At 54.1% G+C, this 22732-nt stretch carries 18 protein-coding genes; 7 read left to right on the top strand and 11 right to left on the bottom strand.

Annotated features, from left to right (window positions below):
- Nucleotides 1-91: 91 nt before the first annotated feature.
- Complete coding sequence (locus MHH78_RS04285) at nucleotides 92-1069, top strand: LacI family DNA-binding transcriptional regulator (protein WP_341166692.1); 978 nt, start codon at nucleotides 92-94, stop codon at nucleotides 1067-1069.
- 703 nt (nucleotides 1070-1772) lie between these two features.
- Here the strand turns inward: MHH78_RS04285 and pgmB are convergent.
- The 5 genes from pgmB to MHH78_RS04260 form a co-directional block, all read right to left on the bottom strand.
- Nucleotides 1773-4841 carry a beta-phosphoglucomutase gene (pgmB, locus tag MHH78_RS04280; protein ID WP_341166691.1) on the bottom strand — a complete coding sequence of 1023 codons (3069 nt, stop codon included), beginning with the start codon at nucleotides 4839-4841 and terminating at the stop codon, nucleotides 1773-1775.
- A 48-nt stretch (nucleotides 4842-4889) separates the two neighbouring features.
- Complete coding sequence (locus MHH78_RS04275; RefSeq protein WP_076074751.1) at nucleotides 4890-5981, bottom strand: carbohydrate ABC transporter permease; 1092 nt, start codon at nucleotides 5979-5981, stop codon at nucleotides 4890-4892.
- On the bottom strand, nucleotides 5981-7096 hold the full coding sequence (locus MHH78_RS04270; RefSeq protein WP_076074754.1) for a carbohydrate ABC transporter permease: 1116 nt from the start codon (nucleotides 7094-7096) through the stop codon (nucleotides 5981-5983). Before MHH78_RS04270 ends, MHH78_RS04275 begins: the two co-directional genes overlap by 1 nt.
- Before the next feature lie 136 nt (nucleotides 7097-7232).
- Complete coding sequence (locus MHH78_RS04265; RefSeq protein WP_076074757.1) at nucleotides 7233-8663, bottom strand: ABC transporter substrate-binding protein; 1431 nt, start codon at nucleotides 8661-8663, stop codon at nucleotides 7233-7235.
- A 366-nt stretch (nucleotides 8664-9029) separates the two neighbouring features.
- Nucleotides 9030-10034 carry a LacI family DNA-binding transcriptional regulator gene (locus MHH78_RS04260; protein ID WP_076074760.1) on the bottom strand — a complete coding sequence of 335 codons (1005 nt, stop codon included), beginning with the start codon at nucleotides 10032-10034 and terminating at the stop codon, nucleotides 9030-9032.
- Nucleotides 10035-10380: 346 nt separating this feature from the next.
- On the opposite strand from MHH78_RS04260, the gene MHH78_RS04255 reads away from it, so the two are divergent.
- Nucleotides 10381-11424: an LLM class flavin-dependent oxidoreductase gene (locus MHH78_RS04255; RefSeq protein ID WP_076074762.1), complete on the top strand. Its 1044-nt coding sequence runs from the start codon at nucleotides 10381-10383 to the stop codon at nucleotides 11422-11424.
- Between the two features lie 778 nt (nucleotides 11425-12202).
- Here MHH78_RS04255 and MHH78_RS04250 read toward each other — a convergent pair.
- The gene (locus MHH78_RS04250; protein WP_341166690.1) at nucleotides 12203-12418 is read right to left on the bottom strand and encodes a helix-turn-helix domain-containing protein; all 216 of its coding nucleotides are present in this window, start codon (nucleotides 12416-12418) and stop codon (nucleotides 12203-12205) included.
- 339 nt (nucleotides 12419-12757) lie between these two features.
- Here MHH78_RS04250 and MHH78_RS04245 point away from each other — a divergent pair, with 339 nt between their 5' ends.
- From MHH78_RS04245 to pepT, 4 genes are all read left to right on the top strand, one after another.
- On the top strand, nucleotides 12758-13087 hold the full coding sequence (locus MHH78_RS04245; RefSeq protein WP_341166689.1) for a hypothetical protein: 330 nt from the start codon (nucleotides 12758-12760) through the stop codon (nucleotides 13085-13087).
- Nucleotides 13088-13466: 379 nt separating this feature from the next.
- Nucleotides 13467-14441, top strand: a complete 975-nt coding sequence (locus MHH78_RS04240; protein WP_076074764.1) for a hypothetical protein — start codon at nucleotides 13467-13469, stop codon at nucleotides 14439-14441.
- Nucleotides 14442-14469: 28 nt separating this feature from the next.
- Nucleotides 14470-15129: a sortase gene (locus tag MHH78_RS04235; RefSeq protein ID WP_076074767.1), complete on the top strand. Its 660-nt coding sequence runs from the start codon at nucleotides 14470-14472 to the stop codon at nucleotides 15127-15129.
- Nucleotides 15130-15304: 175 nt separating this feature from the next.
- Nucleotides 15305-16537 (top strand): peptidase T, encoded by a 1233-nt coding sequence (gene pepT, locus MHH78_RS04230; protein WP_341166688.1) that lies wholly within the window; start codon nucleotides 15305-15307, stop codon nucleotides 16535-16537.
- 105 nt (nucleotides 16538-16642) lie between these two features.
- Here the strand turns inward: pepT and MHH78_RS04225 are convergent, their stop codons facing one another.
- The 4 genes from MHH78_RS04225 to hxlA form a co-directional block, all read right to left on the bottom strand.
- Nucleotides 16643-17776 (bottom strand): NADH-dependent flavin oxidoreductase, encoded by a 1134-nt coding sequence (locus MHH78_RS04225; RefSeq protein WP_445668085.1) that lies wholly within the window; start codon nucleotides 17774-17776, stop codon nucleotides 16643-16645.
- An 86-nt stretch (nucleotides 17777-17862) separates the two neighbouring features.
- Nucleotides 17863-18246 (bottom strand): winged helix-turn-helix transcriptional regulator, encoded by a 384-nt coding sequence (locus MHH78_RS04220; RefSeq protein ID WP_341166686.1) that lies wholly within the window; start codon nucleotides 18244-18246, stop codon nucleotides 17863-17865.
- A 143-nt stretch (nucleotides 18247-18389) separates the two neighbouring features.
- Nucleotides 18390-18947, bottom strand: coding sequence for a 6-phospho-3-hexuloisomerase (gene hxlB / locus MHH78_RS04215; RefSeq protein ID WP_341166685.1), 558 nt, complete (start codon nucleotides 18945-18947; stop codon nucleotides 18390-18392).
- Nucleotides 18948-18953: 6 nt separating this feature from the next.
- Nucleotides 18954-19586: a 3-hexulose-6-phosphate synthase gene (gene hxlA / locus MHH78_RS04210; protein WP_076074780.1), complete on the bottom strand. Its 633-nt coding sequence runs from the start codon at nucleotides 19584-19586 to the stop codon at nucleotides 18954-18956.
- A 242-nt stretch (nucleotides 19587-19828) separates the two neighbouring features.
- Here hxlA and MHH78_RS04205 point away from each other — a divergent pair, with 242 nt between their 5' ends.
- Nucleotides 19829-21211: an MATE family efflux transporter gene (locus tag MHH78_RS04205; RefSeq protein ID WP_445668029.1), complete on the top strand. Its 1383-nt coding sequence runs from the start codon at nucleotides 19829-19831 to the stop codon at nucleotides 21209-21211.
- 106 nt (nucleotides 21212-21317) lie between these two features.
- On the opposite strand, the gene MHH78_RS04200 is transcribed toward MHH78_RS04205, so the two are convergent.
- A complete protein-coding gene (locus MHH78_RS04200; protein WP_341166684.1) occupies nucleotides 21318-22643 on the bottom strand; it encodes an extracellular solute-binding protein in 1326 nt (441 codons plus the stop codon).
- Nucleotides 22644-22732: the final 89 nt, after the last annotated feature.

The following is a 22732-nucleotide window of genomic DNA, read 5'->3' as shown; positions in this document are numbered from 1 at the left end:
AAAAAGCGACAGCAGCCGTCGATATTGGACAGAGCAGACCGCTCACGTTAGAATGAATCTGCAGTTGACTGCTCAGACAGGAGGCCAGGCCATGCCGACCATCAAAGACGTTGCGCTGAAGGCTGGCGTATCGGCAACCACCGTATCCCGGGTACTGAACAACAGGGGTTACTTAAGCGAGGAATTGAAGCACAAGGTGCACCAGGCGATGGAGGAGCTGAATTACCGGCCGAACGAACTGGCCCGCTCCCTTAGCCGCTCGAAATCCAACATCATCGGACTGATTATTCCGCATGTGTCTTTGCCTTTTTTCGGCGAATTGACCAGTCATATTGAAGAACATGCCTACCGGGAAGGCTATAAGCTGCTGCTCTGCAATTCGTGGCAGGACAAGCAGAAGGAACAGGAATACATCCATATGCTGCGCGCAAGCCGGGTAGACGGCATTATTATGGGCAGCCATACGCTGGAGGTGGAAGCCTACCGGCAGATGAATCTGCCGCTGGTGACATTCGACCGGCAGATCTCACCGGATATCCCTTATGTCTGTTCGGATAATTATGAGGGAGGCAAGCTGGCTACCACTCTTCTGATTCAAAAAGGCTGCCGGCACCTCGCCCATATCGGCGGGCATCCCAAGCTGAACATCTTATCCCATCTGCGCTGCGTGGCCTTCGAGGATATGGCGAAGCAGCACAGCCTGGAGTATGTCACCCTCCATACCGACAACAACAGCTTCGACTTCGAAGCTTACGAGCAGCTGCTCGGGCAGCTCTTCCTGGAGCATCCTGAGGTGGACGGGATTTTTGCGGGCAGCGATATCATCGCCGCCTATGCCCTGAAGGCCTGCCGTACCAGAGGACGGCGCGTCCCGGAGGATGTGAAGATCGTCGGCTATGACGGCATCGCGCTCCGCAGCCTGCTCGATTTGCCGATCTCCACCATCCGCCAGCCGATGGAAGCGATCGGCAAGCTCGCCGTGGACCTGATCCTGCAGCAGGTGCAGGGCCAGAGCGTGGCCGCCGCGCACATTCTGCCTGTGGAGCTGGAGGAGGGAGCTACTACTTGAGAGGGCTGCTACTTGAGGAGGCTACTATTTGAGGAGGCTGCTACTTGAGCGGGCTACTACTTAAAATAGGTGGAGGCTGAGAGTTTGCTTGCTGTACCTGATTAAGGTGCAAGTGGTGGTGTACTTAACTGCATTCCGTACAACTAAATCGTCTGATGTACCGCCAAAAGTCTGTTTAGCTGCATTTCGTACAACTAAAATGCCAGCCATACCCGGTTCTCCCCCTTTTGGGCAAATTTAGTTGTACAGACTACACTTAGAAGAGGTAGCCCTGCCATTTTACGGTTTTTAATTGTACAGAATACATATATCGCTGAAAGTTGGCTTCGAACAAAACTCCAACCATCGCCGCATTTATGAATGTATTCACTTCTTTAGAGCTCATGCCCTGCTAGCCAAAAAGCCTCCGCATACCTGCAGAGGCTTCTTAAAAATATCATAGTAATATCATAGTAATATGAACGACATCAGCTTTTAATTAAAAACGTTTAGTTTTTCGCCGGCACATTGTATTCGGTTTTCCGCATACATTGGACCCGCTCACCTTCGCGCCACCAATTGTGTTCGGTTTTTCGCATACATTGCGGCCGCGTGCCTTCTCGCAGCACAATGTGTTCGGTTTTTCGCATACACCCTGCCACGCCCCTGCTCCCTTACTATACGGACAGCACTCTCGCTATCCGATGCCGCCTTCCACAAGCGGCTAACGCGCCGCGAACAGCTCCAGCAGCTTCCCGGCGTCCAGCTCCGCCGTAGAGGGCAGCACCAGGTCGGACGCGCCAAGCTGCCCGGCCGCGCCGATGCCCACAGCCTTCATGCCTGCCGCACGAATCGCGGCCACGCCTGCGGCTGCATCCTCCACGCCGATGCAGTTGCCCGGCGGAACACCCAGCCGCTCTGCCACCTGCAGGAAGATCTCCGGATCGGGCTTGCCCTTCCGGAGCGCAGCCGGGTCGGCAACGGCCTGGAACCACCGGGCTGCGCCGAGACGCTCCAGAATGAGCGGCGCATTCAGGCTGGCCGAGGCCAGCCCCACGGAGATTCCCCGCTCGTGCAGGGAATCGAGCAGCTCCCGGATCCCCGGCAGGAGGTCCGCCGGGGTGATACGGCCGATCATCTGCCGGTAATGATCGTTCTTCTGCTCCGCCAGCCGGAGCTTCCCGGCTTCAGGCAGCTTCGCAAGACCGCTGCCCTCCAGCACAATCTCCAGCGACTCCATCCGGCTGACGCCCTTCAGCCGTTCATTCTTTTCCCGGCTGAAGGGGCTACCCAGCTCATCCGCGAGCGCCTGCCAGGCCAGATAATGAAATTCAGCGGAATCCGTAATCACGCCGTCGAGATCGAAGATTACGGCCTCCAGCCGCCCCGCGAACGGGATCCTCACCGGCTCCTGCGGAAGCAGCTGTAGCGCCTGCTTCTTATGCCTGATCTCAAGCGCCGTCCCCTCCAGCAGCGTATACACTACCGCCTCACGTTCAACGAAGATATCCAGCAGCTGACCGCCTACTGTAACCTTGAAGCGGTAGCTCTCCCACTGCTCCGGCAGGACAGGGGCAAAGCCCAACTCCCCCTGAGCCAGCCGCATGCCGCCGAAGCCGTTCACAATCGACATCCAGGACCCGGCCATCGCCGCCATATGCAGCCCGTCCTTGGCATTGTGGTTGATATCGTCCAGATCCATCCGTACCGTGCGGCTGAAATAACGGTATGCCCCGGCCAGATCGCCGATCTCCGCAGACATAATACTGTGGATGCAAGGAGACAGCGAGGAGTCATGCGTCGTCAGCGGCTCATAATAATGGTAGTTGCGGAGCTTATCCGCCAGACTGAACTTGTTCCCGAGCAGGAACAGAGCCATTACCAGATCGGCTTGCTTCAGCACCTGATGCCGGTAGATGACCAGCGGGTGGTAGTGAAGCAGCAGCGGATACTTATCCGCAGGCGTATGCTCGAAATCCCATTTTTGCTTACTCAGAAAGGTATCATCCTGGGCATAGATCCCGAGCTGCTCGTCAAAAGGAATAAACATCCGTGCTGCGGCCTCTCTCCAGCCCTCTGCCTCTTCGGGAGTTAACCCGATCGCCTGCCGCAGCCGTTCGTAATCCGCGGGATAGTCCCGCTGAAGCAGCAGAGCTGTCTCATAGGCATACTGGAGCTGATCCTGCACCATGAGGTTGGTGTAAGCATTGTTATTCACAATCGCCGTATATTCATCCGGCCCTGTTACTGCATCAATGCAGAAGGCCCCTCCGCGCGCGGGGTTGTAGTGGCCCAGATCGGCCCAGAACCTTGAGGTCTCGAACAGCATCTCCGCACCCCGGCTAACCAGAAAATCCATATCGCCAGTGGCCTGGATATATTGCTTCAGGCCGTAGGCAATGTCGGCATTGATATGCGCCTGGGCAGTGCCTGCGGGGAAGTAGGCGGAGTTCTCCTCGCCGTCAATGGTCCGCCACGGGTACAGCGCCCCCTTCTGCGACATGACCGCTGCCCGCTCTCTGGCCTTGCCGAGCGTAGCATAACGGAATTCCAGCAGCGCACGGGCGATCTCCGGCTGCGTGAAGGTGAAGAACGGCAGCATGTACATCTCCGTATCCCAGAAATAATGCCCCTCATAGCCTTCGCCGGTCAAGCCCTTGGCTCCGATATTCGTTGCTCCGTCCCGGCCCACGGATTGCAGCAGCTGATAAGCATTGAAGCGGATGCCCTGCTGGAGTGCAGGATCACCGCTAATCTCCACATCCGCATGTGCCCAGAAGCTATCCAGATACGCCTGCTGCTCCTCGGCCAGACCGGCGAAGCCCAGCTCATTGGCCAGCGCCAAGACTTCAGCACTCCGGCCGGGCAGCTCCTCCTCCCTGTAATCCCTGGAGGTATGATACGTTATATATTTGGTAAGCGTCACCGTCTCTCCGCTGCGGACAGCAGCGGCGTAACAGACGGAGATGCGCTGCCCGATCAATTGGTGGCTCATCTCGCGCCCGGACTTCGCCTGCAGCGCATGGCTGACAGCGGTCAGCAGCGCAAACCGCGTGTGGCGGGTGCGCTGCTTCATCCACAGCTTCCGGGCGGCAGCGTCATATCCGGTGTCCTCCAGCAGCAGGCGGGACTCGCCGCTGCCCGCCCCCAGCCTCGGGTCACCGGTAACCTCAGGCCGGGCAATCTCGCCGTCCACCGCTGAATCGAACTTCAGTGTCCCGGAGAAGTTCAGCGCCGTCACCGCATAGTCGATAGCGGCCAGATGCTTATGCGTCAAGGCAACCATCCGGCGGATCACCAGCAATACCCTGTGCCCGGCTGGAGATTCCCACTCCAGCTCCCGGTGTAGCATACCGCTGCGCATATCCAGCCGGCGCTTATATCGGTGCAGCTTCCCCTGATCCAGCCGGAACTCATGGCCTTCGATGCTGAGCCGGATGATACGGGCATCGCTCACATTCAACATGGCCTGGTTGCGGGAGGGGTACCCGAAGGCCCCCTCAGGATAGACAACCGGCTCAGAATCAAAGAAGCCGTTCAGATAATTTCCGGCTACCGAAGCCCCCGCCTTGCCGTGATAGCCTTCCTCGAAATTCCCGCGCATGCCGATATAGCCGTTGCCTAGTGCGAAGACACTCTCGCTCCGCTGATTGTATTCATCCTCGTAGTGTTCCTCTTCAATACTCCACTCCCTGTAAGGGTATAAGGCGGAAGGATGCTCACAGGACTTCATCTTTATGTTCATCTCCGTGCGTATCTCCGTACTTATCTCCGCACTGATCTCCGGTCTCATCTTCGTATTCTCCTCCCGATTGCCGACTTCTCTTGTCCCAGCCGCAGATCAGCCTTTGACTGAGCCGCCCATCAGACCCCGGACGAAATACTTTTGCAGCAGGAAGAAGATCGCCAGCGGCATCAGCATCGAGATAAAGGCTGCCGAGGTCAGCAGATGCCAGTCATTGCCGCGCGAGCCGACCAGATCGGCGATCTTCATCGACATGACCTGCACCGACGGCTGGTTCCCGATGAAGATCAGCGACACCAGATAATCATTCCATACCCAGAGGAACTGGAAGATCCCGATCGAAGCGAGCGCGGGCACCGACAGCGGCAGAATCAGTCTGCTGAAAATAGTAAAGTGGCTGGCGCCGTCAATAAAAGCCGATTCAAACAGATCCTTCGGCAGCTGGCTGATGAAGTTGTACATGAAGTACGTAACCAGCGGCAGCCCGAAGGCCGTATGTGCCAGCCAGATTCCCAGATAACTGCCGTTCAGCCCAAGCGCCGTGTAATCCTTGAGTACCGGAATTAGCGCAACCTGAATCGGAATGACCAGCATCGCAATAATAATGACGAACAGCGTCTTGCGTCCAGGGAACCGTAACCAGGCGAAGGCATAGGCGGCAAAAGAGGCGATCAGCACCGGAATCACCGTCGCCGGAACAGCAATCGTCAGTGTATTCCAGAACGCCTGCGACAATCCGCTCCCCTTTTGCACCGTTTCACTGCCATCCGCTTCCTTGAGTGTGTACTCCTTGCCGGACAGCACATTCTTATAGTTGTCGAGCGTGAGATCAGGCACCGCCTGCCAGCCCTGCTCCTGCATATTAACCGTACGTGCCCTGCGGTTCTCCCACATCAGGCGGCTGCCATCCGCCTTCACCCCTGCCTTGAGCTGTTCATCCGTATAGGTCTTGCCGTTCACCTCAATCGGCTCCCGCAGATCCACCTCCTTGGGAAGCTGCACCGTCTCTCCCGCTTTCCATTCCTGATGAGGGAACACCTTCCACCAGCCGGTCTGCAGAATATCCGCCGCAGGACGGAAGGAGGAGGCGAAGAGTCCGAAGGTCGGCAGAATCCAGAGGAAGCAGATGACGCCCAGAATCAGATTGACGGCCGTTTTGCTGCCTTTTTTTTTCTTGGTGCCCACCATTAGAATCCCCCCTGCTTGCGGAACTGCCGCAGATTAATAAGGATAACAGGCAATACCGCGATCAGGAGCACGATAGCCAGCGTAGAGCCGTAGCCGAAGTTGCGGTACATGAAGAACTGCCGGTAGAACTGCGTCGCTACAACTTCTGTATCATATTGACCGCCTGTCATCACCATGACAACGTCAAATATTTTCAGCGTAAAGACAATAATCGTGGTGGTCACCGTCAGAATCGTCGTAGAGATGTAAGGAATCATGATGCCAAAAAAGATCTTTACCTCACCCGCGCCATCCACCCGTGCAGCCTCCAGAATATCCTCGGGCACTCCTTTGATGGCCGCTGAGAAAATAACCATCGCAAACCCCGTCTGCATCCAGATCAGAATGATAATCAGGAAGAAGTTGTTCCACGGCTGCAGCATACTCGTCCAGGCCTGCGGTTCACCGCCGAAATAGGTCACAATCGCATTCAGCAAGCCAATCTGCTCATCGCCCGGCTGATAATAATAGACGAACTTCCAGATGACCCCGGCGGCAACAAAGGAAATAGCCATCGGCATGAAAATAATCGATTTGGCGATCCGCTCATAGCTGCTCCGGTCGGCAAGAATGGCAATCAGCAGCCCGAAGCAGACACAGGCCAGCGTGCCCACGAACACCCAGAGCAGGTTGTTGCGCAGAGCCGTAGCCATCAGACGGTCGCTGAAGATCGCGGCGTAATTGCTGAGTCCGACGAACTTCTCGGAGGAAGCGTTGAAGAAGCTTAAGTACAGCGTCCGCAGGGCAGGCAGAATCAGCAGCCAACCGAGAATAAGGACAGCCGGTCCGACAAAAACATAGGGCAGCACCTTCCTGCGGACATGGTCCGGGTACTGTTCCACGGCCCAGGTCAAGGTGTAGTAGATCAGATATACGCCCAGCACGCCCCACAACACTGCGAGCACCGCAGTCAGCAGCGGTTGAAGCGTTGAATCGCGGAAAAACAGGAAAATCAGCCCGTTGACCACAATATTCGCAAGCAAAACGCCCAGCGATAGCAGCACTGCCCTGCCGCTAATTCTCTGACTGGCCTGCGCCCCGGCGGCCCCCGGCTCCGGCCTTATTTGTGCATCCATATCGGTTCCTCCTATAGGCTCTGTTAGAGCAGAGCCCTCTTCATAAGCACCCGTTACCACCAGCTGAGGGGCAGGCTTGATTGCTCAAGACCGCCCCTTCAACCTCTTGGCGTCTAAGTCCCGCGCATCCTGGGTCTTAGTTCTTCCAGCCTGACTGAATCTGCTCCAGGGCCTGATCCAGCGTAGCGGTTCCGCTCACATAGTCAGTCATGCCCTTCCAGAAGGTACCTGCCCCCACCTTGCCCGGCATCAGGTCCGAGCCATCGAAGCGCAGGGTCGAAGCATCCTGCACCAGCTTCGCCATCCGGCGGTCGGATTCGGACTGGTACCAATCCAGGGAAGCATCATTCATCGGGGCAATGACACCGCCGGATTGCACCCAGCTTTTGATCGATTCGCCAGTAGTGAAGAACTCCATTACAGCGCGTACTTCAGGGCGGTCATTGAACATAGCGTAGATGTCGCCTGCCACCAGGACCGGCTTGCCGTACTGCTCATCAATCGGCGGAAGATAGAACCAGTCATAGTCTGTATCCACCTTGGCCGTTTCCGGGAAGAAGCTGGTAATGAAGTTCCCCATCAGGTTGAACCAGGCTTTGGGCGGATTCTCGAACATCGGCTTCGGAGCATCGCCGAAGGCAGTAGTGACAATGGATTTAGCACCGCCGTAGACATAATCCTTGTTCAGCCAGATCTTGGACATCACTTCCACCGCGTTCTTCACTTCCGGCGAGGTGAACGGAAGCTCACCGCTTACCCACTTGTCGTAATTCTCAGGGGTCGTGGTCCGCAGCATAATGTTCTCTACCCAGTCGGTTGCCGCCCAGCCGGTTGCCGCGCCGCTCTCAATACCGATTGCCCAGGCTGGATCACCGTCTTTGGCGATTTGCTCCGTCAGGGCCATCATTTCATCCCAAGTCTGCGGAACCGTATATCCCGCTTCGTCAAATTGCTTCTTCGGATACCAGACCAGGCTCTTCACGTTGCTGCGGTTCCAGATCCCGGCCATAATCTTGCCATCCTTGCCGTCCATGGTGGACATATCCAGCCAGCTCTTATTGTAATTGGCCGTCAGCTTCGCCTGATCCAGCACCCCGGTCAGATCGATCACCTTGCCGGTCTTGGCAATAGAGGAGAGCAGGCCCGGCTGCGGGAAGTCCGCGATATCCGGCGCATTGCCGCCATCGACCCGGATATTAATCGTGGCTTCGAATTCCTTGGAGCCTTCGTATTGAATATCAATGCCGGTCTTCTCTTCAAATTCCTTAATGCTGCTCTCGAACTTCACCTGGTCCGCATCGACGAACGGTCCGAACATCGTGACCTTCGTGCCTTTATATTCACCCTTCATCGCCAAGTCTAATGGACTGCCTGCCGCAGCGGGATCCGGACTCTCTGTTGCTGCTGCGTTGTTATCTGCTGAAGGTGCGGTTGTTGGCGCTTCTGTAGCTGCCGGAGCCTGCGTTGGTGCAGCGTTGTTATTGCCGCCGCAGCCGCTGAGCATCATGGTGAAGGATAGACACAGCACCATCGCAAGTGACAGTTTACGTGCTGGAGCTTTCTTCATTGTTTCATACATCCCCTTTAATTGTTTTTAGAGACTGCATTAAGCCAGCTTCATTACCGGAATTCCTTCCGGCAGCGCAGCAACTCACCCCCTTATCGAAATTCACGGACAACAGGCACCCACACCCATTACAACCGCTAATTCAAACATATATTTTCCATATCACACTCAAATGTATACGCTTCCAATAGTGTGTTAGCACCTTCTGCTGTGGGTACGTTTCCTGAAATGGTTCCCGGAACGGTCCCGAAACAATTAGCTCATATTCCTGTAACGCATTATTCTGAAAAGCTTTTCAGAATAATGCGAAGAAACCGTGCTGCCCTATCCCCAGGCAGCCGTGCTTCAGCCCGCAGGAACTACATCTCATTTCTCACGCGAGGATTCTCTTACGATTAGCTTATGCTCCATCTTCTCTTTCATGACAGCCACCTTGCCCGTGGTCAGCAATTCATGCAGCTTCTCGGCCGCCCGGTACCCCAGCTGATAGATAGGCTGTGCGATGGTTGTCAGCTTCGGAATGAACATCCCCGACATCCGCAGATTGTCGAAGCCGATGACCGACACTTGTCCGGGAACCAGAATATTGCGGTCCTTTAAGTAAGAGATCGTTCCCATGGCGAACTCATCCGCTACACAGAATACAGCCGTTAATTCCGGATATTCAGTGAACAGCTCGTGCGTTGCCTGATAGGCCTGCTCAAAGCGGTGGTTAGCATACTTGATTTTGCCGATATTACGATCCAGCCCCGATTCGCTCAGGGCTCTCACGAACCCCGCCATCCGCGGTGGCCCGGACACCGAATTATCATGATTGAAGCCGATCATTCCAATCTCTTGGTGCCCCAGCTCAATCAGGAATTTCACAGCATCATACGCCGCCTTCTCATCATCCACCTCGACCGACGCTACCTCGTACTCATCGGAATGGGAGGAGACCAGCACGAATGGAATTCTGCAGCCTATAAGCTTCTCATAATACTCAGGGTGCAGAATATCACTGGCGAACACAACACCATCCACCTGCTTCTCATGAAAAGTATCCATATAGGACAATGTCCGCTCCTTGTCACGGTCTGTATTGCAGATCATCAGACTGTAACCGAGCTTAATGCAGGCATCCTGCATTCCCCGGATCACCCCTGCGAAATAGAGGTTCTCAATATCAGGAATGAGTAGCCCAAGAGTGAACGACTTCCTGTAAATTAACCCCCGTGCGAATGCATTAGGCTGATACTTGAGCGCTTCTATCGCTTCGATGACCCGGCTGCGCTTGCTCTCCACGACCGTATCCGGGGCATTCATTACACGGGACACAGTGCTGATGGATACTCCGGCCATCTTGGCGACATCTCTGATTGTTGGCTTCATAGTCTGACTTCCTTCTTATTCTTTTAGCCCGAAACGTGTGCCCTCCTTACCAGGGTTGGCCTTGCCGCTTAAGTTAGAAAAGCTTTTCAAAGCGATTATAGCAAGGCTCCCTTAAATTGGCAAGCAAATTGTTATGCGCTTACATTCTTGCCTGCGGAGCCCTTGCTGTACGGTTGTAACCGTCCAAATTCAGTCCAAATACTCCAAATTCATCCCTTCAGTAACTGTACCTTTCCCCTTCAAGTTCCCTCTCCCCGTCATGCCGCTTACTTAAAGTGTGTAAATTATATTATTTCATGTTATAATTGGCGGGTATATTGATTCATGGCTGCAAATAATGCTACTGATGCGGAATGCATCTACTATAGGAGGGATTCATGTGAAGCAATTGCACGACATACCATTCTCCGTACTGGATTTAGCCCCTATCCGGGAGGGCGGAACGGCGGCGGATTCTTTTCATAACACCCTTGATTTGGCCCGTCATGCTGAGAAGTGGGGGTATAACCGCTACTGGCTGGCAGAGCATCATAATATGACCGGCATTGCCAGCTCCGCTACCTCCGTGGTTATCGGACATGTGGCAGCCGGAACTAACACCATCCGCGTTGGTTCAGGAGGCATCATGCTCTCCAACCACGCACCGCTTATGATTGCAGAACAATTCGGCACGCTGGAATCCTTGTATCCCGGACGGATTGATCTGGGTCTGGGCAGAGCCCCCGGCTCGGATCAGGCGGCCGCCAGAGCACTGCGCCGCGGCCTCGGCAGCGATGGCAGTGAATTCCCCGAGCAGCTTAGCGAGCTGCGGGCGTATTTCGACCCCGAAGGATCAGGCTCCCGTCCGGCCGGTGTCCGTGCCGTGCCCGGTGAAGGGCTGAACATCCCGATCTGGCTGCTCGGCTCCAGCGGCTTCAGCGCCCAGCTTGCGGGCCAGCTGGGTCTGCCTTTTGCTTTTGCCAGCCACTTCGCACCGGATTATCTGCTGCCGGCCCTGCATCTGTACCGTACCAGCTTCAAGCCTTCAGCTGTACTCGACAAGCCTTATGTTATGGTGGGCTTGGGAATTACGGCAGCGGATACGGTAGAAGAAGCGCGCAGACTTGCCACTTCCCAGCAGCAGCAATTCCTTAACATTATCCGTGGCCGCACCGGCAAGCTCCAGCCGCCTGTAGACAGTCTGGACGGAATCTGGACCTCCCAGGAGAAAGCACTGCTTATGAGCAAACAGCAATACTCCATTGCGGGCGACCAGGCCCTGATCGAAGAACGGCTGCTCCAGATTCTCGAAGAGACGGGTGCCGATGAGTGGATTATCGCTTCACAGATCTATGATCACTCTGCCCGCCTGCATTCGTATGAGCTTGTGGCCGACCTGTTGAAGAAGTAATACGGCTGTAGTAACTCATCCGATTTAAACGTGTGTGAGAGAGTTACTTCAACTAATTGCGTGCTGAGAGTTTACCGCGCCTCGATTTGGGTGCAAGGGGTAGTATGCTTAGTTGGGGGAGTATGCCTAATTGCAATTTGTACAACTAAATCGCTTGATCTGCCGCCGAATCTCCATTTAGCTGTATTTGGTGCAATTAAACAGCCTCTATATCTGGATTTTCGCCCATCCAGGCAAATTTAGTTGCACAGACAACAGTTAAAGGAGGAAAGCCTTCCATTTCACTGTTTCTAGTTGTACAGAATACACTTATCCCTAGTACCTCATCAGATTTAAAATAGTGGAGCAGAAGCAATTCCCCTTCAAATTACATCTTTTCCAAGCGGGGATTGTTCTTCAGGGGCGTTTGGCTTAGCGTAACGGACTGAGGTGCTCTTATGTGGGAAGAAAGTCGCCAACTGGGCGAGTAACGGACTCCATGGGCCTTATCCTTTACACTTCGGCTCCAAAACGTCTAGTAGGGTGACAATAAGGCCGCCTGAGTCCGTTACGCTGCAAAAAGTGGCGTTTTCGTGGGGATAAGGTCTCTCCGGTCCGTTAGATTTCGGGGTGGAGTTTAACAAGCTTATCCACCCTTTTAAACCTGACACTGTACTAGTCTGATTACAAGCCAGTCTATATAATTAGCCCATTTAACTACCTATGGAGAACTCCATTGAGGTAGCTGAATGGGCTATTTTAGTCTTGCAGCATTTGCGGCCATAGAAGAACCGCCACTTCATTCCTGTGGCGGTTCTTCTACGTGCTCTAGTATTTCTCCTACGGCTACACCAAGAAACGTGCAAAGTTTGTCTAGCGTCTCCAGATCCACACGCTTTGAAGTATCATGATAAAGACCTGATACGGTATTTATAGCCAACCCAGTAGATCTTGCCATCTCCCGTATTCCTATATGCCGTGAGTCCATTATTATTTTCAAATTATTTTTAACCATAGATACTCCTCCAATCGTATCAACATAATGACACAAATGTATTTACATGTTGATACAGTTCTGTCAGAGATGTATCAGGAAGTTAATACAAAATAACGCTTTCGGAAAGGAGAAAACACATGAAAGATTGGGTCCGCCCCTTACAGCAATTATTAGCCCATAGATATTACCAGAACGTTGTTGCTTCAGGACAAAAAGAAAGGAACCAAACGCAGCCAGCGCGGCAAACGTAAATGAGGTTCCCGGAGTCAAAGGTTATGGTCCTTACACTCCACCCAATCATAACATAAATGCTTTGGACGATACAATCAGTCGGCGGGCATACGCAGGAGGATACAAGTGCGTAAAACAGTTGAAAGGGCAGTTATTCTTAGTAGCATTCGAGATGAGGCTGGTCGAGTGATGAGGGGCTTTTTAAATGGAGAAGTTCATCGAAATTCTTTTGCAGGATCAATAAATTCGCTGTTCATGTTGGAAATCCAGTTCTTAGATATTGTAAATGAAAAACATGAGTTAGGAGAAATTAATTATATTATTAAAAACCAGATTAAGAATGAAGAAGATCTTTGCTGCTCATTGAAATATATAAAGTCAATTTTCCAAAAGACAAATGTGTTCGGTGTAGAAATTATGGAGCCGAGCCTTTCCAGACCAAATTGTTCTTTATAAAATACAAAATACGGTAATATACAGAGAAATAATGAGTTAACCGCAGTAAATATTAAATAAATGCCGTTTATTCATAATAAACACCCGAATTCATTCACTTAAAGTATCTTTTTCGGTTTTTCTTTATGCCCATTTGAGATTATACTGTAATTAATATTCGTTATAACGAACGTAAACGCATTTTTACCATTCCGCCTCGTTCACGCACGTTTAGGCTTATCTAGATCCGTTCGTACTCGTTCTGATTTATATCATCGCTTTAATTGGTAGTAGTTCTTCAAGAAACCACTTTATTCGACAAACTATGATTTAGAAGCGCGAACCGGGGCGGATTGTGGCTAGTGGCTGCCGAAGGTCTGCACAGGAAGGGGCGGGGAGAGTGAAGAAGAGACATACATCTATAATTGGCGCGTATATTTTGGCCGTTCTGGCAGGTGTAATCTGGCATGCCGGAGGGGTCAGCGCTGAGGATACGATCAAGCTCACTGTCAACTCACATACGACCAGTACGGCAACCATGAACAACATGCAGCCGGGAGATACGATGGCTTCGGATTATAAGATTATCAATGACGGAAATGATCCGTTCGATTACGCAGTAGCCTTTCAGTTCCGCTCCGGGGACGCAGATCTGTACAATATCCTGCAAATGACCCTGCAAAAAGAGGGAGTAATCCTCTACTCAGGGGTAATGAGCGAGGCCCCGGGGGTAGTGACCATCGGCTCGCTTGCCGGAGGGGAAGAGGAAGCTATCGAAATGAAGGTGTTGTTCCCGCCGGAGGCAGGCAACGAGTTCCAGGAGAAGACGGTAAGTGTCGCCTTTGAATTCACGGCAACTGCTGCGCCTGCGCCGACAGCCAGTCCGACCTCTACACCGCAATCCACAGAGGAGCCAACGGCTACAATAACGCCTATGCCTACGTCAACGCCCGGGTCCTCCAGCAGCCCTGGCAGTACACCGCCTGCTGCAACAACAGTCCCTACAGCCTCACCGGCCGGCACTGCATCGCCTGGCAGCTCAGCAGCGCCATCACAGGCACCGGCAACTGCTACGGCAGCACCGGATGGAGTGAGCGTAAGCGAAGAGCCTGTTCCGCTAGGGGCAGGAGAGGAAGACGGCGGCAACCGTCCGTCCGCAACTCCTGATTCCGGAGCCGCTGCACCCGGCAGCACACCAGCCCCTTCACCGGGGAAAGAGGTCAACCTCACAGACGACACGCTTCCGCTGGGCGGGCCGGAGGAAGACGGCAGACTGCCGGACACAGCCAGCCCTTGGTACAATCTGATTGCGGCCAGCCTGGTTGTCGCCATGATTAGTGTGCTTGTGCTCCGCAGGCTGGGCCAGAAGAAGTAACTTTATGTAGATGTAAGGAGGAGAGAGCATGAAGATACGCAGCGGGTTCACTTTAGCCGTCAAGCTGATCTTCCTGCTCTCTGTGTGCGTTATGCTGTATTCCGCCTTCCAGATCCTCCAAGCGCCCGCCGAAGCCCGCGAAGCCCTGAGAATCTGGGACAAAAAGAGGGAGGAAGCCCAGAATCCCGTAAGCTCCGAAGAAGAAACACCGCTTCCTGAAGGTATGGTCAGCAGCGCAGAATCACCAAAAGGCGACAAACCTGCTTATATAGCAGGAGAGGTAATCGGGGAGATCTATTTTCCGAAGCTGAAGAAGCGGGTCGCCATTCTGGAGGGAACCGGACGGGCGGAGCTTAACCAGGGCGCCGGACACGATGAGGCAAGCGCCGCCCCGGGCGCCTCAGGGAACAGCGTCCTGGCCGGACATCGTGACACCGTCTTCCGCAGCCTCGGGGAGCTGGAGCCCGGAGACACGCTTGAGCTTGCGACAGCAGAAGGAACTTTTACCTATGAAGTGACCGGCAGCCGGATTGTTGATGGAGATGCACGGGGAGCAATTAAGCCCAGCAAAGACCCCATACTCACCTTGATTACCTGTTACCCGTTCTCTTATGTAGGCTCAGCGCCCGACCGCTACCTGCTCTCGGCCAAGCTCGTCTCCAGCCAGCTGCCGGGGCAGCAGCCATAGCCCGTTCTCCCGTCCCCCACTTACACGCTGCCTTCCCCCTTCCAACTTATCTCCGGCCCCTCGCCTCCTTCTAGCCAGTTATCCCCTTTCACTCCTCTCCCTTTGCCTAAAGTATGAGACCCGGGCCGGATCGTGATAATATAGACATACGAAGCTGAAGAGGAGATGACCTGCATTGAAGGAAGAATTAATTAGACGTTTTGTATCGTATGCTGAAATGGATACCCAATCGAATGAGGACAGCGAGTCCTGCCCGTCCACTCCAGGCCAAATGGTACTGGCGCATAAGCTGGCAGAGGAGCTGCAGGAGCTGGGACTGACGGAGATTACGGTGGACGAGCATGCCTATGTCATGGCCTCGCTGCCCGCCAACACAGATAAAGAGGTTCCGGTAATCGGCTTCCTGGCCCATCTGGATACCGCTACAGATTTCACCGGCACGAATGTGAAGCCGCAGATTGTAGAGAACTATGACGGGCAGGATCTGGTGCTGAATGAAGCGCAGAATATTATCATGTCCACGAAGAGCTTCCCGGAGCTGAGCGGTTACAAGGGGCATACGCTGATTACGACCGACGGCACCACCCTGCTGGGGGCAGACAACAAGGCAGGCATCGCTGAGATCATGACGGCTATGGCCCATCTGCTGGCGCATCCGGAGATTAAGCATGGCAAGATCCGGGTCGCTTTTACCCCCGATGAAGAAATTGGACGCGGCCCGCATAAGTTCGACGTTGCCGCCTTCGGCGCTTCCTATGCCTACACCGTGGACGGAGGCCCGCTTGGGGAGCTGGAGTATGAGAGCTTCAATGCCGCCGCCGCCAAAATCACCTTCCACGGAGTCAACGTTCATCCCGGGACAGCCAAAGGCAAGATGATCCATTCGTCCAAAATCGCCATGGCCTTCCATCTCCGGCTGCCCGCCGGTGAAGCCCCTGAATTCACAGACGGCTACGAGGGGTTCTACCACCTGATCTCCATGCAAGGCAGTGCCGAGCATAGCAAGCTGCATTACATTATCCGCGACTTTGACCGCGGGCAGTTCGAGAACCGCAAATCGAATATTGCCGCAATTGTGGAGGAATTCAAATCTACATACGGGGCGGACAACATCGTGCTGGAGATGAATGACCAATACTATAATATGCGTGAGAAAATCGAGCCTGTCCGGCATATCGTCGATATCGCCCGGGAAGCGATGGAGGGCCTCGGAATCACGCCGGTTATCCGTCCAATCCGCGGAGGGACTGACGGCTCACAGCTCTCTTATATGGGGCTGCCTACACCGAATATATTCACCGGAGGCGAGAATTTCCACGGCAAATTTGAATACGCCTCTGTTGACGTAATGCTGAAGGCTGTACAGGTGATCGTTGAAATTGCCCGTCTGGCGGAACATAAAGCGTAAATAAGATTATATTAACAAACAGCAAAAACCCCGTGCCGCCCTGGAACAAGGGGCGCACGGGGTTCTTATATTTCTTTGGTCACAGACCGTTAACCGTCTGTTGCTTTACTGCTTAACCGGCAGCCAGCCCGGCGTGTTCACCAGTGCTCCCCAGAGGTAATCCGGGATCACAAGCTCTGCCTGGGCAGCCGGATCGAGCTCTGTCTTAATCTCATCGGCCCGGCCCCCGGCCAGCTTCTGCACCCAGTCCGGTTCAATCAGAAGCGGCCGGCCCAGGGCAACCAGGCTGATGCCGCTGTCCAGACTCTTCAGGGCATCGGCGGCAGAGTAGAGCGAGCCTACGCCAATTACCGGAGCCTTGTCTCCCGCCCGGTCTACGATCTGCTCAATGCGCGGACGGCTGTCCTCCGTTCCCCGGTGCGGCAGCGACCACAGCTCCATGAGGGAGGCATGCAGGTAATCAAGCCCTTCCGCTGTCAGTGCATCGATTAGGGCAAACGTGTCAGCCATCGTAATCCCCGGTGTCTCCGGCTCTTCAGGCGAGAAGCGGTAGCCTACAAGGAATGCACCCTCTGCATGCTGCTTCACCGCAGCCTTGACACTGCGCAGAACGGCCAGCGGGAAGGCGAGACGCTTCTGCAGATCCCCGCCCCATCGGTCTTCGCGTCTGTTAGAATGCGGCGAGAAGAACTGCTGCAGCAGATATCCGTTCGCACCGTGAATCTCGACGCCATCGAAGCCGGCCTCGATCGCCCGGCGCGTCGCTTCACCGAAATCAGCGATAATTCCGGTAATCTCTTCGTCTGTCAGCGGGCGCGGAACCGCACTCTGTCCGCCGCCCGGCAGCTCAGCCGGCACATCGCTTGCACTGACAGGCTGCCCGTCAACCAGCTGCTCCGGCGGGCATTGGCGTCCGCCATGGAAGATCTGGAGCACGGCCTTCGCTCCTTCGCCCTTGATGGCCTCTGCCAGCTCACGCAGGCTTGGAATCAGCCCGTCATGGTCAGCTCCGAATTCGCCAGGGAAGCCCTTCCCGCCGCGTGAGACATAGACACACGCGGTAATGACCATCCCCGCCCCGCCCGAACGGCGGATATAATAATCCAGCTCCGGCCGGGAGACAGTTCCATCCTCATTCGAGGAGAAATTAGTCATCGGCGCCATGACCACGCGGTTCTTCAGTTCAATCCCGTTCTTGAATTTGAACGTCTCCAGCAGCGGGCTATATTCTGTCTTCAGCATACCTACCAGCCTCCATGTATTTAAATCTTCACAAATGTTAGTATACAACTTAATTTTGCACAATACAAATAGAACGCCTTCGTTTACAGATGCTCTCTATCACAGTGAGGTGCATCTTTCCAGATCACCTTGTCCCCGTAATTCTTGCCCCAGTCATACATCATACGCAGCACCGGCATCAGCGTATGTCCATACTCTGTCAGGGAGTATTCTACCCGCGGTGGAACCTCCGCATATACCTGCCTGAATACCAGCTGATCCTCCTCCAGCTCGCGAAGCTGGTTGGTCAGCATTTTCTGGGTGATATGGGGGATCAGCTTCTTCAATTCACTGAACCGCTTGGTCCCTTCCAGACCCAGGTGCCACAGTATAATCAGCTTCCACTTGCCGCCGATCACAGCGAGCGTAAGCTCCTTCTCGCAGTTGATCTCCTTCAGATTGATGCGGTCTTTAATTTCAGTTGCCAAGATCTAGCCCCCTTCCGGCTATAATCATACTACCAATCCATCACGGGCCGCACATAGGCAGCAAAGGATGCCCTCCCGTCAAGGAAAGCATCCGTGTGATAGCTTTATTGTATTCCAAGCTCTATTCTATTCCAAATCGTATGCTATTCCAAATTGGCATGCTTGCCGAACATCCGGCCGGAGGTCTGCCCCGTCTGCTCCATGATCCGCAGAATGACTGCATCATAGAATACAAGCAGCGTCTGTTCAAACAAGGAGGCCATCGGCTGCAGCGTAGTATAGCCACCGTCCGGCCGTTCCTTGGGAGCGCCAGGCAGCTTAACTGTATAATCTGCGAGACGTCCGATCGTCGAATCCGGCTGAATGGTCACGAGGACTACAGCTGCACCGATTGCCTTGGCTTTCTCAGCCATGGAGACTAGTCCCTTCGTCTCGCCTGAGCCGGAACCCAGTACAAGCACATCGCCCGGGCCGATCCCCGGCGTTACCGTCTCTCCGACCACATAAGCTGTCCGCCCGGCCTGCATCAGCCGCATGGCGAAGGCCCGGCCCATCAGGCCGGAACGCCCGGCACCGGCCACGAAGATCTGACCTGCGCGCAGCAGCAGCTCCGTCAGCGCCTCGCCTTCTCCGGCATTCAACCCGGAGACGGAGCCTTCCAGCTCCTTCACAATTTCCTGTGCATAATGCTGCGTGTCCATGGCTGCTTAAGCCTGGCTTACAAGGCGCTTCATTTCCGCCGCAGCTGCCTTCATGTCGGCTTCGCCGGTAATGCCGCCGCCCACGATTACCAGATCAGGCTGCGCAGCAATCACTTCAGGCAGTGTACTCAGCTTAATGCCGCCGGCAATTGCGGTTTTGGCCCGGGTAACCACGCTCTTAATATCTCTCAGATCCGCGAAGGAATTCTTGCCTTCAGCCTGATGGTCATAGCCGGAATGCACGCAGACATAATCCACACCCAGCGCATCCACTTCAGCGGCTCTGGCTTTGAGATCCTTCACATTAATCAGATCGACCAGGATCTCTGCACCTGTCTTCTTCGCTTCCTCCACCGCACCGCGGATCGTTGAATCATCAGATACACCCAGCACAGTCACGATGCCCGCGCCTGCTTCCACTGCCTTCATGACCTCATATCCGCCAGCATCCATGATTTTGAGATCAGCCAGCACCGTAAGCGCCGGAAAAGCTTCCTTGATCGCTTTTACCGCATGCAACCCCTCATTAATAACAACCGGAGTTCCAATCTCTACGATATCTATAGATTCGGCAACCTCAGCAACCACCGCCTTAGCTCCAGCAATATCCACCAGATCGAGTGCTAATTGTAATTTCATATGTGTAAGTTCTCCTTATCCGTAATATATTTTATGAAGTGTTGTTCTCAGTTTAGGGATATACTGCCGATAAGGGAAGTAGGCACTTTTAAGTGAGGTAGTCACCCGGAGGATACTATTGGGCGAAGCCGGCGGATTTTTAGATACATGTCTGAAATCCTACTGCATTTTCACAGTAGCTGTGCTACCATACACTTGATTTAAATATTCACAGCCGCAAGGAATCCTAAGTAAGAAGGTGTATGATGGAAGCAAGTAAGCCCAAGACATTCAACTTAATGAAGCTGACCTGGCCGATCTTCCTGGAGCTGTTCCTGTTCATGCTCATGGGCAGTATGGATACCTTCATGATCAGCTCTGTGTCCGATGATGCGGTCTCCGGTGTCGGAGCGGCCAATCAGATTATTGCCATAGCCATTCTGGCGCTTAGTGTCATCGGGAACGGCGCGGCGATCGTCGTGTCGCAATACCTCGGCTCCAAGCAGCCCAAAGAAGCCGCCAGAGTGATCGGCAATGCAGTTACCCTGAATCTTGCGGTAGGGATCATACTTAGTACAGTGATGCTGCTGCTCGGAGGCCATCTGCTGCAGGCGCTGAACGTGAAGGGTGACATTCTCGCCTACGCCCGCTCGTATATCAACATTGTCGGAGGCGCGATCTTCCTGCAGGCCCTCATCAACGCGCTGGCCGCCACCATCCGGACCCACGGCTTCACCAAGCAGACGATGGCGGTATCGCTGCTGATGAACGTTATCCATGTCGGCGGTAACTATCTGCTGATCTTCGGCCATTTCGGACTGCCTGCGCTAGGCGTGGAGGGTGCGGCTGTGTCAACCGTAATCAGCCGCTCCATCGCTCTCTTGATTTTCTTCCTATTGCTCTACCGGATTATGGAGGTACGCGTGAAATGGAGCTATTACGTTCACCTCTCCAAGAAATACGTGCTGCAGATTCTCAAAATCGGTATTCCGTCCGCCTTCGAATCCGTAATGTACCAGTGCTGCCAGCTCGTCTTCACCCTGTACATCACCTATTTGGGGGCCGAGGCCATGGCTACCCGCCAGTATGCGGTTAATATCTCGAACTACATCTTCCTGTTCAGCGTAGCGGTGGCAATGGGGACCTCAATTATTGTGGGGCATCTTGTAGGTGCAAAACGGACGCAGGAGGCTTACTCACGGGTGTTCACCAGTGTGAAGTGGGCGCTGCTGGTCACAGTCCTCATGGACCTGATCGTCATTCTGTTCCGCAAGCCGCTGCTGGGTCTGTTCACGGATAATGAGCTGATTATCGCTATGGGCGCCCAGGTCATCCTGCTCAGCTTCTTCCTGGAGACCGGACGGACCTGCAATCTGGTCATTATCAACTCGCTGCGCGCGTCGGGCGATGCCAAGTTCCCGGTCTACATGGGCATGATATCCATGGTGTGCATGAGTCTGCCGCTGGGCTACTTCCTGGTGTTCACACTTGATCTGGGTCTGGCCGGGGTATGGCTGGCCACAGCGTTCGACGAATGGGTGCGGGCAGTCATTATGTACTTCCGCTGGAAAAGCAGAGCCTGGGAGAAGCATGGCCTGATCCAGCACGAACCGCCGGAAGCCGCTCCGGCAGCTCCGGCGCACTAACTTTGCGGCAGCTCCTCAGGCCGGCTCGCACACAAATAAGGGATGCTAATCAGCCACCGGAAATACGGCTGATTAGCATCCCTTTGTCTGTGCGCTTGTCCCATGCTCAGTTCCCCGTGGCTACTGCAACCTTATGTCTGGCTGCGAACTGCTCCGGCGTGACTGCTTTGCCGAACAGCGCCTGGATCATATCCAGATGGACCTGGGCAGCATGCGGCTTCATCTCCACATCCGCGAACAGGGTAATACTGCTGGCATTGTTCAATTCATTCAGCAGATCCACGTATAGCTGCGGCAGCTCCTCATTCGTGGTATCGACCTTGGTCGCCGGAATCACCCCCGCACTCGTCACTGAAGCCTCGCCCCATTTGAAGACGAAGTATTCGACAAAAGCCTTGGCCTCCTCCTTCACCCTGGACGATTCCGCTACGAACAGTCCGACACCCGGACCGCCTACCCAGTCGCCCGAATTCCCCTTCCCGCCTTCAACCGTAGGGAATTTGAAGAAGCCGACCTTGTCCTTGAAGGCCTGCGGAATCTCCGGGTTGGTCGTGAAGTTGGGCAACTCCCAGGTACCGGTCAGGTACATGGCCGCCTTTTCTTCCATGAATTCCGATTTGCCCTCATCATACGACAAGCCGTTGAAGCCGTTGTTGAAGGCGTTCATATCGACAAGGTTCTGCACTTCCGCTGCAGCCTGCACCAGTCCGGGATCATCGAAATAGCCCGTCCCCTTCGTTGCCCGCTTGAGCGTCTCACTTCCGGCAATACGGTCCGCCAGATACATATACCACAGCGAGCCTGTCCACCGGTCCTTATTACCCAGCCCCACCGGAGGCACACCATGACTGGAGAGCGCTCTCACAACTGCCTTGAACTCCTCATATGTTGTTGGCACCTGAAGATTATATTGGGCAAAGATCTCTTTATTATAAAAGATCGGTGAGATGTTCATCTCCAGAGGCAGCGCATAGGTCTTGTTATCGACAACATAAGACTCTGTAGTGCTCTTCAGGAACTTATCCTTAAGCTGCCCGCCATGCAGGATGTCATCCAGCGGAGCGAATAATCCGCCTCTTACATAAGGCTCCATGAAGCCGGCTGCCCAGGTTATGCCCACATCGGGAAGGTCATTGGAAGCGGAGAGCACCTTGAGCTTGCTTTTATACTGCTCATTCTCCAGCACATCCTGCCTGATGATAATACCCGGATGCTCCTTCTCATATTCTGCGATAATCTGGCTGACCAGCTTATACTGCTGCGCGGAGAGTCCGGCGGGCCAGATGTGCATCATATGAATGGTTATTTTTGGGGAAGAGGCACCGGTAGCTGCAAGCTCACTATTATTCTCTCCCGCAGAGCCGCAGCCTGTCAGAACAAGCAGCCAGATGCAGGCCAGGAGCAGCCCCTTGGTCATGTGATTTCTTCGCATTGCCATTGCCTCCCCATCTCACATTGCAAAAGGCCGTAATTATCCATGTAATCGCTATCATTCAAATTCTAGCATCGTACTCTGAGGCA

It is taken from the genome of Paenibacillus sp. FSL H3-0333 (assembly GCF_038002805.1).
GTDB classification, from domain to species: domain Bacteria; phylum Bacillota; class Bacilli; order Paenibacillales; family Paenibacillaceae; genus Paenibacillus_AQ; species Paenibacillus_AQ silagei.
Note: the sequence above shows the minus strand (reverse complement) of the source record. Positions and strands in the feature narration are given on the sequence as shown.

Excerpts from the sequence above, each read along its gene's own strand:
- MHH78_RS04235 (WP_076074767.1), top strand. The coding sequence starts at position 14,470 with ATGAAGATACGCAGCGGGTTCACTTTAGCCGTCAAGCTGATCTTCCTG.
- MHH78_RS04265 (WP_076074757.1), bottom strand. The coding sequence starts at position 8,663 with ATGAAGAAAGCTCCAGCACGTAAACTGTCACTTGCGATGGTGCTGTGT.
- MHH78_RS04260 (WP_076074760.1), bottom strand. The coding sequence starts at position 10,034 with ATGAAGCCAACAATCAGAGATGTCGCCAAGATGGCCGGAGTATCCATC.
- MHH78_RS04285 (WP_341166692.1), top strand. The coding sequence starts at position 92 with ATGCCGACCATCAAAGACGTTGCGCTGAAGGCTGGCGTATCGGCAACC.
- MHH78_RS04200 (WP_341166684.1), bottom strand. The coding sequence starts at position 22,643 with ATGCGAAGAAATCACATGACCAAGGGGCTGCTCCTGGCCTGCATCTGG.
- MHH78_RS04250 (WP_341166690.1), bottom strand. The coding sequence starts at position 12,418 with ATGGTTAAAAATAATTTGAAAATAATAATGGACTCACGGCATATAGGA.
- MHH78_RS04205 (WP_445668029.1), top strand. The coding sequence starts at position 19,829 with ATGATGGAAGCAAGTAAGCCCAAGACATTCAACTTAATGAAGCTGACC.
- hxlB (WP_341166685.1), bottom strand. The coding sequence starts at position 18,947 with ATGGACACGCAGCATTATGCACAGGAAATTGTGAAGGAGCTGGAAGGC.
- MHH78_RS04270 (WP_076074754.1), bottom strand. The coding sequence starts at position 7,096 with ATGGATGCACAAATAAGGCCGGAGCCGGGGGCCGCCGGGGCGCAGGCC.
- hxlA (WP_076074780.1), bottom strand. The coding sequence starts at position 19,586 with ATGAAATTACAATTAGCACTCGATCTGGTGGATATTGCTGGAGCTAAG.
- pgmB (WP_341166691.1), bottom strand. The coding sequence starts at position 4,841 with ATGAGACCGGAGATCAGTGCGGAGATAAGTACGGAGATACGCACGGAG.
- MHH78_RS04255 (WP_076074762.1), top strand. The coding sequence starts at position 10,381 with ATGCGGAATGCATCTACTATAGGAGGGATTCATGTGAAGCAATTGCAC.
- MHH78_RS04275 (WP_076074751.1), bottom strand. The coding sequence starts at position 5,981 with ATGGTGGGCACCAAGAAAAAAAAAGGCAGCAAAACGGCCGTCAATCTG.